10 protein-coding genes and 1 pseudogene are annotated in these 11,520 nt (G+C 61.5%); all 11 read left to right on the plus strand.

Annotated features, from left to right (window positions below):
* A pseudogene (gene tssI / locus BAY1663_RS15490) lies at window positions 1-1,496 on the plus strand (type VI secretion system tip protein TssI/VgrG); the annotation flags it as partial.
* 557 nt (window positions 1,497-2,053) lie between these two features.
* Entirely contained in the window at window positions 2,054-2,479 is a 426-nt protein-coding gene (locus BAY1663_RS15495) for a hypothetical protein (RefSeq protein WP_051497167.1), read from the plus strand.
* A 339-nt stretch (window positions 2,480-2,818) separates the two neighbouring features.
* Complete coding sequence (locus BAY1663_RS23955) at window positions 2,819-3,373, plus strand: hypothetical protein (RefSeq protein WP_128576326.1); 555 nt, start codon at window positions 2,819-2,821, stop codon at window positions 3,371-3,373.
* A gap of 112 nt (window positions 3,374-3,485) precedes the next feature.
* Complete coding sequence (locus tag BAY1663_RS23960; protein WP_256206813.1) at window positions 3,486-4,130, plus strand: pesticin C-terminus-like muramidase; 645 nt, start codon at window positions 3,486-3,488, stop codon at window positions 4,128-4,130.
* Window positions 4,131-4,541 (plus strand): lysozyme inhibitor LprI family protein, encoded by a 411-nt coding sequence (locus tag BAY1663_RS23965; RefSeq protein WP_128576328.1) that lies wholly within the window; start codon window positions 4,131-4,133, stop codon window positions 4,539-4,541.
* Between the two features lie 168 nt (window positions 4,542-4,709).
* On the plus strand, window positions 4,710-6,581 hold the full coding sequence (locus BAY1663_RS15505; RefSeq protein ID WP_037042438.1) for a cytochrome c: 1,872 nt from the start codon (window positions 4,710-4,712) through the stop codon (window positions 6,579-6,581).
* A 25-nt stretch (window positions 6,582-6,606) separates the two neighbouring features.
* Entirely contained in the window at window positions 6,607-7,743 is a 1,137-nt protein-coding gene (locus BAY1663_RS15510; protein ID WP_037042440.1) for a catalase family protein, read from the plus strand.
* A 267-nt stretch (window positions 7,744-8,010) separates the two neighbouring features.
* Entirely contained in the window at window positions 8,011-9,150 is a 1,140-nt protein-coding gene (locus BAY1663_RS15515) for an ABC transporter permease (RefSeq protein ID WP_051497168.1), read from the plus strand.
* Window positions 9,144-9,929, plus strand: coding sequence for an ABC transporter ATP-binding protein (locus tag BAY1663_RS15520; RefSeq protein WP_037042444.1), 786 nt, complete (start codon window positions 9,144-9,146; stop codon window positions 9,927-9,929). Before BAY1663_RS15515 ends, BAY1663_RS15520 begins: the two co-directional genes overlap by 7 nt.
* 1 nt (window position 9,930) lies before the next feature.
* The gene (locus BAY1663_RS15525) at window positions 9,931-10,869 is read left to right on the plus strand and encodes an MlaD family protein (protein WP_037042446.1); all 939 of its coding nucleotides are present in this window, start codon (window positions 9,931-9,933) and stop codon (window positions 10,867-10,869) included.
* The gene (locus tag BAY1663_RS15530; protein WP_037042447.1) at window positions 10,866-11,483 is read left to right on the plus strand and encodes an ABC-type transport auxiliary lipoprotein family protein; all 618 of its coding nucleotides are present in this window, start codon (window positions 10,866-10,868) and stop codon (window positions 11,481-11,483) included. Before BAY1663_RS15525 ends, BAY1663_RS15530 begins: the two co-directional genes overlap by 4 nt.
* The last annotated feature ends 37 nt before the right edge of the window (window positions 11,484-11,520 follow it).

Raw genomic sequence — 11,520 nt, forward strand, 5'->3', positions numbered from 1 at the left:
TCCAGCGCCTGTGCGAGGAAGAAGGCATCCACTACCACTTCGAGCACGACCGCCAGGGTCATGTGCTGGTCTTCGGCGACGACCAGACCAGCTTCGCCAGGCTCGGCCGGCCCACCGCCTACCTGCAGGACAGCGGCATGAGCGCCGACGAGCCGGTGATCAGGCGCTTCGGCCTGCGCCTGGAAACCCGCACCAGCCGCGTCAGCCGCCGCGACTACGACTTCGAGCAACCGCGCCTGCGCATGCAAGCCGCCTACCACGGCGAGCAGGCGGCGGATGCCAGCCCGCTGCCGGACCTGGAAGACTACGACTACCCCGGCCGCTTCACCGAGCGCAGCCGTGGCAGGCACCTGGCGCAGCGCAGCCTGGAGCGCCACTGTCACGACTACCAACGGGCCGAAGGCCACAGCGACCAGCCTTTGCTGGTCAGCGGTCATCTACTGGAAATTTCCGAACATCCGCGGCGGGAGTGGAACGACCTCTGGTTGTTGACCGAAATCCACCACCAGGGCCGCCAGCCGCAGGTACTGGAAGAGTCGACGCCCAGCGATACCCAGCCAGACGACGGCTTCCAGCAGGGCTACCGCAACCGCTTCCTCGCCACACCCTGGGACATCCCCTACCGCCCGCCCCTGAAACACCCGAAACCGAAAATCCTCGGCAGCCAGACCGCCGTGGTCACCGGCCCGGCCGGCGAGGAAATCCACTGCGACCCGCACGGCCGCGTGAAGGTCCAATTCCACTGGGATCGCGAAGGCGCACGCGACGACAAGAGCAGCTGCTGGCTGCGCGTCTCCAGCAGCTGGGCCGGCGACCGCTACGGCGGCGTCGCCATCCCGCGGGTGGGCATGGAAGTGCTGGTCACCTTCCTCGAAGGCGACCCCGACCAGCCACTGGTCACCGGCTGCCTCTACCACGCCGAGCACGTCGCACCCTATGAGCTGCCGGCGCACAAGACCCGATCGGTGTTCAAGACCCTCAGCTCGCCGGGCGGCGACGGCTATAACGAACTGCGCATCGAGGACCGCAAAGGCGCCGAGCAGATCTACCTCCATGCCCAGCGCGACTGGGACCAGAACATCGAGCACGACCAGAAGATCCGCGTCGGCCACGAACGCCACGACAGCGTCGAAGCCAACAGCTACAGCGAATTCCAGGCCGAGGAACACCTGACCGTCGCCGCCGATCGCAAGGTGGAGATCAAGCCCGACGACCACCTCAGCATCGGCCAGGCACAACACATCAGGCTCGGCCATAGCCAGGCGCTAAAAGCCGGCCGCGAAATCCACCTCAAGGCCGGCCAGAAGATGGTCATCGAGGCCGGCAGCGAACTCACCCTCGCGGCGGGCGGCAGCTTCATCAAGCTCGACGCCGGCGGCATCACCCTCGGCGGCCCGCTGGCGCGGATCAATGCCGGCGGCGCGCCGGGCACGGGCTCCGGGAGCTCGGCCAAGTCGCCAGTATTGCCTGGAATGGCAGACGCAGATAGCTCAGGTAAGAAAACTCAACTCACATCAACCAGTTCTCGGCCGCAAATTACTCCTAAAGCACTCTATATTAGCGCAAGTGGCAATCAGGATTCTTCAGCTTTCGAGAAAGATAATAGCCTGCTCCAATCACATACATCGACCGCGCCCTCTAATAACTCTCCAACTTCTATTGCCTCGACATTATCTGATATCACTGCCACGACAACACATATCCAAAACGGCCCTGGCAAATGGGTCACGCAAGAAGTTGACTACGACGGTGTAAGTAACTCATTAAAAATGCTCATGAACCGCTTGGGCTCGCTTGGTGACGAAGGGCGGGTCTTTGGCTCAGATGGCAAGGATTACCAGAACACCACTCGCAATATTGTCCAAGTTTGGCAAACTCTGGATGAAAATGAACAGCACTTGGCGGAAGGCTCGGCTATTCATACTTATGGCAAGCGGCGAACTATTGCTCAGCATTTTCTTGAAGGAACTGATAATTGGCAGATATCGGGCAAATCCTGGCACTGGCAGCCAGTAATCGCTAATACCGTTTATGAACGAAAGGCACCCTAACCATGAAGGCAGAAGCAACAATCGGTAAACGAAACGCAGTCTTTCTCTTTTGGGGAATATTGGACGCCTTTTACATAATTTGGTATTGCGTCAATAGCTGGCTGGGTGAGCGTATACCTTATTTCAGCGACCTCAGTGCGAGCATCACTCTACTGGAGCAACAGGGTGGAGTTAATCTAGTCACGGCCTTGCTATCGTGGCTGTTACAGTTTTCGATCATTCTTTCATGCCTGATATTCCTGTTACAAAAAGGCTGGGTGAAATACCTTGCTTACATACAGACTCCTTTTCGTCTTTTTTTTCTTATGCCCTCACTCTCGGTATTATTGTTTGCCGCGCAGTTACTACCTGGCTATGGCCTGATATTTCTAGCGCTGATCATTGTCTCTGAAATACTAAAAATCTGGTCATTATGGAAGTTTGTATGATGTAGATTGAACAGCACCTTAACCAGACAGCTACTACGTATGAATGATTCACTGAGTCACTTCAGACATCCAAGAGCTGAAAAATATTTGCACTAACTATAGCTACCCACAAAGGCAATGTTTGGCAGCACTGAGTGATGTTAATTATTATGTTTGCCCACAGCTGGAACCTGTTACCCGTGGGGTTAATACTGGAAACCCTGTAGGCACGTGGGTGGTTAAAGGATTAATACCACGGCGCGTAGTCTTCTCCAGTTGCTTACTTACTTTATCCGAGCATCATCCTCCTGAAAATGGCGACATTATTTTATTTCCTTCTATAATGAAAAGACAATTACCGTGAAGAACTATTTGATTTTTACAGTATTAATATTTTCAACTCAAAGCTCTCTCGCAATTCAATGTATCTCTGACGGGCAGCAGTTTGAAGTACACAAATGCAATAACGGCATGCTATGCATTTCAAGCGCTCGAGCAGAAGAAGTACTGAGCGAAGGCTATTTCGAAGAAAGCAGTATTAGCTGCGTGGATGTTAATTTTGACGAAGAGCCTGATATTTTAGTTGAGCACCAACGTACAGGGCGAGTTAGAGCGTCGTCAGTTTTCATATTTGACAGATCAGATAAGACTTACAAAAAAAATCAAGCCCTAAGCGACATCCCATGCCTCAAGATAGATACTGATAAAAAATTAATTTCGGGCGAATGCTTCTCCTCTAGTGCATGCGATCGTTGGAGCGAGCAGTACAAAATCAGCAATAACTCGTTAGAGCTTATCTCTATAAAAGGCACATATTGTGACCCTGCCACCGGAGATGGCTATAGTTACTTTGAATCTTATGATAATGGCCAGGTAGTAGAAAGGATTGTTGAGCCGTTAACTGAAGGAAAATAAAATCCGCCATGGCTAAGAAAAAAAAGGGGTGGGAGTGGGGCAGATTTGTTTTTTGGATTAGCCAGACTTGCCCGACAAATAAATCTGTCTCTTTTTTCCCGGATGGAAAAGCATGGCATCTGCAACCGCTCGCTCTTATCGGGGCGTTCAGTACAGTGGGGAAGGTTGCCGCAGAATTAAAGAAGGACACATAACATTTGACGCTGAAGGGAATAATATTCCCGCGCCCCCGTTCTTCAGCCGGGTCGTTCACTGGCCTGGAAACGATCTATCGGGAGTCACTCTCGGTCGCGGTTATGATATGGGATCCCGGAGCGAATTAGAAATCTACAACCATATGAAGAATGCCGGAATCGAGCATTATCAGGCAACCAAGATTGCTCAGGCGCATGGAAAGAAAGGCACGATTGCTGAGCAATTTGTAAGAGAGAATAAGACAAATATTGGGGAAATACCCCCCGAGCAGGAAATAGCTCTCTTCAATACTATCTATCCAGATTACGTAGAACGCACTGTTAAAAACTACAATCACTGGACTGCGAGCGAGCCGGATAGAACCGAATGGAGTACCCTTGACCAAGCCATTAGGGATGTGCTGGTAGACTTTGTGTACCAAGGCTTCACCAAGGGGCCAAATCCAATGAAAGCTGGGATGAGAAATAATAAGGAAGAATTAATACGCTATATAGAGAATACACCTGCTATTAGTCAGTACGAACTAGGGCGAAATAGAGCTCGCTACCTCAGGAACAAATAAATGTTCAATATCCGAAGAATAGTTATATTTCTCTTCATTTCTTTTGCATCACCAGCATTTAGCGATGCTATTAGAGATCCATGTGAAGAAATTGAAATATCTTCCCAGATAGCACAATGCGCACGATATAAAAAAGACCAATCAGACAAGCTTCTCAATTCATCTTACAAGGCTACTTTGAATCGCATCAGGCAACAGTACGAAAAATCACCTCTGCTGGCAGATCAATATATTTTCCTTCTAAGGGCGGCGCAGCGAGAGTGGATTGATCTGCGAGACGCCGATTGCAGGCTTGAAGCTTTTGAAATAGAGGAAGCCGCAGAAGCTTACCAGGTAACGATCAATAATTGCATTTCAAGGATGAGTGACGACAGGGCGAATTATTTGAACCGAATCTCTCCTGACATATGAGGGATGCGAGCCATAATCGAAAAAGCAGTTTGCTTGATCTTGAAGTAAATTGGCTAAGGCTGTGCTCACGCTAATGCCTGTTATCGCAAAACAAGCGATAGCGTATTGCCATTAACCCTCGACCCTGCCATAAAGCCGCATCTGCCATAACGCTACAAGGATATACCGATGCGACTGCTGAAAAAGGCTCTGCGGGGGCTCTTGCTGCTGGCCGTGCTGGCGGTGGGTGTGGGGCTTTATTTCGTGGCCTATCCGAACCTGCCGGACTACGAGGCACCCGAGGCGCTGCATTATCTGGAGCAGTGGGACGATGCGCAGCGGCAGACCTACTACTACACGCCGCAGGGTACGCAGGTAAAAGGGCTGGAATACGACTGGTTCCTCGCACTGGAGCTGCCCTTCGGCCGCGACAGGTTCGCCGCGCCCGAGTACCTGGCGCGTTTCGGCTTCCTGGTCGATCCCGGCCAGCAACCTACCGCGCTGAACCCGGGCAACCTGCCGGTCGGCTTCGCCCGCCATGAAGACGACGAAACCGGCCGCACCTATCTGGACGTGACTTGCGCGGCCTGCCATACCGGCGAGCTGCGCTACAACGGCCAGGCGGTGCGTATCGATGGCGGCGCGGCCATGCATTCGCTGGCCTCGACCGTGCCGACCCTGCGCGGTGGCGCGTTCGGCCAGGCGCTCGGCATGAGCATGGCCTTCACCTACTACAACCCGTTCAAGTTCCGCCGCTTCGCCCACGAGGTGCTGGGCGACGACTACGAGCAGGGCCGCGACCAGCTGCGCCATGACTTCAAGCAGGTGCTCGACCGCCTGCTCGCCACCGCCTACAACGACTGGCACCGCGGGTTGTACCCGACCGAAGAGGGATTCGGCCGCACCGATGCCTTCGGGCGCATCGCCAACGGCGTATTCGGCGATGCCATCGATCCGGCCAACTATCGCGTGGCCAACGGTCCGGTGAGCTATCCGCACCTGTGGGACATCTGGAAATTCGACTGGGTGCAGTGGAACGGCTCGGCCATGCAGCCGATGGCGCGCAATATCGGCGAGGCACTGGGCGTCGGGGCGACGCTGCAGTTGCTGCACGAGAATGGCCAGCCGGTTGCCGAGGCCGAACGCTACGCCTCCGGCGTGCGGGTGCGCGACCTGCACACGCTGGAAACCACGCTGATGCAGCTGGCGCCGCCCCGCTGGCCGGAGGAAGTCCTGGGCCGGATCGACCTGGAACAGGCGAGCCTCGGCCGCGCGCTGTACCGGGAGAACTGTGCCCGCTGCCACGCCCCCGATCCGAAGCCGGTCGACCAGCGCTTCGCACCGGAGCGCGATCCCGAATGGCGGATGAAGGTGATCCCCACCGCGGTGGTCGGCACCGACCCGACCACCGCCGACAATATCGCCGATCACCGTTTCGACCTGACCCGCCTGGGCTGGACCCAGGACGAACTCGACCGGCTGGACGTGCAGCTCTACGGCGCACCGGCCGGCCCGCTGGACCTGAGCCGCCTGTCCAGCGCCAAGGGCCTGGCCTACATCACCGCCTACGTCGAGGAGCGCGCCTATCGCGAGGCGGGTATCGGCCAGGCCGAGCGCGCCGCATTCGACGGCTTCGGCCTGCCGATCGGCGTGCAGGAACTGCGCGGCTACAAGGCGCGCCCGCTCGACGGCATCTGGGCGACGCCGCCGTTCCTGCACAACGGCTCGGTGGCGAACCTGTTCGAACTGCTGTCGCCGGTCGCCGAGCGCCAGACGCAATTCTGGGCCGGCAGCCGCGAATACGATCCGCGCCACGCCGGCATCCGCACCGAACGCTTCGCCGGCGGCTTCCTGCTCGATACCACGATCACCGGCAACAGCAACCGCGGCCACGAATTCCGCGCCGGTTGCCGCGGCAACGGCGTGATCGGCCGGGCGCTGGCGCCGCACGAGCGCTGGGCGCTGGTCGAGTACCTCAAGGTGCTGGGCGACCCGCGTTTCGAATCGCGCCTGGAAGACATTCCGCCACGGCCATACAACCCCGGCCCGACCTGCCCCTGACCGGTAACTGAACAAGGATCGCGACATGCTCAAGAGAATCTGGCTCTGGCTCGGTCGGCTGCTGGGCCGCCTGCTGCTCGCCATAACCCTGTTCGGCCTGGCCGGCTGGGCCATCGGCGCGCTGTATTACCAGTCGAAGTACAGCGGCCCGGTGCCCACCGAGGAGGAGATCGCGCCGACCGAGGCGGCCGACACCCAGGCGATCATCGCCGACGCCATCGCCGTGGTGGAGCAGCACAGCGAGAACACCCGTGTGCTGCGCGACGCCCATGCCAAGGCGCACGGCTGCGTGCGCGCCGAAGTCAGCGTGCGCGCCGACCTGGAACCCGAGCTGCGCCATGGCGTGTTCGGCGAGCCGGGCAAGACCTGGCAGGCCTGGGTACGCCTGTCCAACGGCAACGCCTACCCGCAGTTCGACCGCATCAGGGATGCCCGCGGCATGGCCATCAAGCTGCTCGACGTGCCGGGCGAGAAGCTCACCCGCGACCCGCGCCACGCCGGCGAGCAGGATTTCGTGATGTTCAACCATCCGGTGTTCTTCGTCCGCGACGTCGCCGAATACCGCAGCAACTTCGCCGCCCAGGCGCAGGGCAAGAAGGCGCTGGCGTTCTTCCCGGGCGCCGACCCGCGCAGCTGGGAGCTGCGCCACCTGTTCATCGCGCTGCAGACGCTGGCCCCGGCCCCCGCGAGCCCGGTGGCCACCACCTACAGCTCGGTGGCGCCCTACAAGCTCGGCCCGCACAACATCAAGTACCGGGTGATCCCGACGCCGGAACAGTGCCCGGACTACCGGCTACCCGAGCAGAACCGCGACCTGCCGAACTTCCTGCGCAGCGCGCTCTACCAGCAACTGTCGCTGGACCGCGCGCCGGCCTGCTTCGCCCTGCAGGTGCAGCGGCAGAACGCCGCGTACTACATGCCGATCGAGGACACCAGCATCGAGTGGGACGAAGCCATCTCACCCTTCGAGACGGTCGCCGACATCCGCCTGCCGCCGCAGGATTTCGACAGCCCCGAGCAGAACCTGGCCTGCGACAACCTTTCCTTCAACCCCTGGCACGCGCTGCCGGCACATCGCCCCATCGGCGGCATCAACCGCCTGCGCAAGGCCGTGTACGAGGCGATCAGCAGCTACCGGCTCGAACGCAACGGCGCGCTGTAAGACGCACAGGCAAGACGATACGTGCAGAAGCCGAGCCCATGCCCGCGAAGCTTTTACTGAATGTTCGCGGGCATGGCCCGCTCCTACAGACTTCCGCACTTCGCGCACGTAATCGGGATAGGCCCCAGCGTAATCGGCAGCGCGCCTTGCCATCATTGCGCCACAGGCGAAATCTTCCGTGCGCTGTCTAGCCAGGCGGGGCCCTGCTAGCATCAATCAGTATCCCAATTGCCGGAACAAGGCGACCGTTTGCGGAAAATGAGCGCTATGACCTCAACGTCTCCCGGTTCCCTGACGCTCGACCGAAGCGCCCGGCAGCCGCTGGTGCGCATCGCCGGCGACTGGACGCTTGCCCACTACGGCGCGTTGCGGCGCGAGGTGGAACGCCTGTTGCCGCAGCTCGACGCGCACAGCCAGGTCGAACTGGACCGGCTCGGTGCGCTGGATACCGCGGGCGCCGGGCTGCTGGTCGAACTGCTGGGCCAGGAACGCATCGCCGCGATCGAGGCCTGGGGGCCACGGTTGCCCGCCGAGCGCCTGGCGCTGTTGCGTAGCGTCGCCGCCGCGCTGAATCGGCCCGAGGCGCCGCAGCCGGTACAGGGTTACGCCTTCTGCGACGTGCTGGCGCATATCGGCCAGGCGGTTTCCACGCTCTGGCGGCAACAGCGCACCCTGCTCGGCTTCATCGGCCTGACCCTGGAGACCCTCGCGCTTTCGCTACCGCGCCCACGACGCTGGCGGCTGACCTCGCTGACCGTACACATCGAGCAGACCGGCCTCGACGCGATCCCCATCGTCGCCCTGCTGACCTTCCTGGTCGGCGCGGTGGTGGCCTTCCTCGGCGCCACGGTGCTGGCGGACTTCGGCGCGACCATCTACACGGTCAACCTGGTGGGCTTTTCCTTCCTGCGCGAATTCGGCGTGCTGCTGGCGGCGATCCTGCTGGCCGGGCGCAGCGCCAGCGCCTTCGCCGCGCAGATCGGCTCGATGAAGTCCAACGAGGAGATCGATGCGATCCGCACCCTCGGCCTGAGCCCCATCGAACTGCTGGTGCTGCCGCGGGTACTGGCGATGCTGATCACCCTGCCGATCCTGACCTTCATCGGCATGCTCAGCGGCATCGCCGGCGGGCTGGCGGTCTGCGCGCTGACGCTGGACATCTCGCCGATCATGTTCTTCACCATCATGCAGCGCGACATCGCCATCAACCACTTCCTGGTCGGCCTCGGCAAGGCTCCGGTGTTCGCCTTCCTGATCGCGGTGATCGGCTGCCTGGAAGGCTTCAAGGTCAGCGGCAGCGCGCAATCGGTGGGCGAACACACCACCTCCAGCGTGGTGCAGGCGATCTTCATGGTGATCCTGCTGGACGCCATCGCCGCGCTGTTCTTCATGGAGATGGGCTGGTGACGGACGACGCGCTGATCCAGGTGCGCGGGCTGGTCAACCGCTTCGGCCAGCAGAGCGTGCACGAAAACCTCGACCTGGATATCCGCCGCGGCGAGATCCTCGGCGTGGTCGGCGGCTCCGGCACCGGCAAGTCGGTGCTGCTGCGCAGTATCGTCGGCCTGCGCCGGCCCAACGCCGGCAGCGTCCGGGTGTTCGGCGAGAACCTGCTGGAGCTGCCGCCCGAGCGCCGTTCGCAGGTGGAACGGCGCTTCGGCGTGCTGTTCCAGCGCGGCGCGCTGTTCACCTCGCTGAACCTGCAGGAGAACGTCGCCCTGCCGCTGATCGAACACGCCGGGCTCGAACGCAAGGATGCCGAGCACCTGGCGCGGCTGAAGCTGGCGCTGGCCGGCCTGCCGGCCGACGCCGTCTGCAAGTACCCCGACGAACTGTCCGGCGGCATGGTCAAGCGTGCCGCGCTGGCCCGCGCGCTGGCGCTGGACCCGGAAGTGCTGTTTCTCGACGAGCCCACCGCCGGCCTCGACCCCATCGGCGCTGCGGCCTTCGACCAGCTGATCCTGACCCTGCGCGACGCGCTGGGCCTCAGCGTGTTCCTGGTCACCCACGATCTGGATACGCTCTACACCATCTGCGACCGGGTCGCGGTGCTGGCCCGCCGGCACGTGCTGGTGGCCGACCGCCTGGAGGTGGTGGAAGCTACCGACGACGCCTGGATTCGCGCGTATTTCCACGGCCCGCGCGGCCGGGCGGCGCAACAGGCCGCCGACTTGCTGGAGGATTGACATGGAAACCCGCGCCCATCACGTGCTGATCGGCCTGTTCACCGTACTCGCGGTCGGCGGCGCCCTGCTGTTCGCCCTCTGGCTGGGCAAGTCCAGCATGGACCGCGAGTACAACTACTACGAGATCAGCTTCAGCCGCGCGGTCAGCGGCCTGTCCAGCGGCAGTGCGGTGGAATACAGCGGCATCCGGGTCGGCGACGTCGAGCAGCTGTGGCTCGAGCCGGACGACCCGCGCAAGGTGCGCGCGCGCATCCGCGTGTACACCGGCACCCCGATCAAGCAGGACACCCGGGCGCGCCTGGCGTTGGCCAACATCACCGGCAGCATGATCATCCAGCTGCACAGCGGCACGCCGCAAAGCCCGCCGCTGGTGGGCAAGCACGGCGAGCTGCCGCTGATCATCGCCGACCCCTCGCCCCTGAGCGCGCTGCTGGAAAACGGCGAGGACCTGCTGAGCAACATCAACAACCTGCTGCGCAGCGCCAACCTGATGCTTTCCGAAGACAACGCCGGGCACATCGGCCGCACCCTGGCCAACCTCGAGCAAGCCACCAGCGTGCTCGCCGAGCAGCGCGGCGACCTCAGCCAGGCGCTGACCCAGCTCGCCCAGCTGGGCCGGCAGACCAACGCCGCACTGGAGGAAATCACCCGCCTGACGCGCAACGCCAACGGCCTGCTCGACGACGAAGGCCGCCAGCTGCTGGCCCGTGCCGGCCAGTCGATGGCCGCCCTGGAGCGCGCCACCTCGCGCCTGGACGACCTGCTCGCCGACAACCAGGGTGCACTGACCAATGGCCTGCAGGGCTTCAACGACCTCGGCCCGGCGATCAACGAACTGCGCGGCACCCTCGGTGCCCTGCGCCGCATGACCCAGCGCCTCGAAGACAACCCCAGCGGCTTCCTGCTCGGCCGCGAGAAGATCCAGGAGTTCACCCCATGAGCCGCCGTGTGCCGATCCGCCCTTTCGCCCTTTCGCTCCTGCTGGGCCTGCTCTCGGCCTGCACCCTGCTGCCCGATGTCGAGCCGATCCGCGTGTTCCTGCTGCCGGCCGGGGACATGCCGGCCGCCGACGACGCGACCCGGCTGGAGCGGACGCTGCGCATCCACACCCCGCAGGCCAGCCGCATCCTCGCCGGGCCGCGCATCGCCGTGGTGCCGGCGGGCAACCAGATCAGCGCCTACCAGGGTGCGCGCTGGGGCGATGCGGCGCCGACCCTGCTGCGCGATCGGCTGATCGAAGCCTTTCGGCAAAGCGGCCAGCTGAGCGCCGTGAGCAGCGAAGAGACCGGCCTGCAGGCCGACCTGGCGCTGCTCAGCGACCTGCGCGCATTCCAGAGCGAGTATGTCGAAGGGGCACCGCAGGTGGTGATTCGGCTGGATGCCCAACTGGTGTCCACCGCCGATCAGCGCAGCCTCGCCAGCCGCCGCTTCGAGATTCGCCAGCCCAGCAGCGACGCGCAGCTGGAAAACGTGGTCAGCGCCTTCGGCCAGGCCAGCGACGAACTGAGCCGGCAACTGCTGGCCTGGACGCGGCAGGCTGCCCACAGCCGCTAAGAGCCGCGTGCGCGAGCATGGCTCGCTCCTACCGGGG

Source organism: Pseudomonas sp. BAY1663, from assembly GCF_000582595.1.
GTDB classification, from domain to species: Bacteria; Pseudomonadota; Gammaproteobacteria; order Pseudomonadales; family Pseudomonadaceae; genus Stutzerimonas; species Stutzerimonas stutzeri_AF.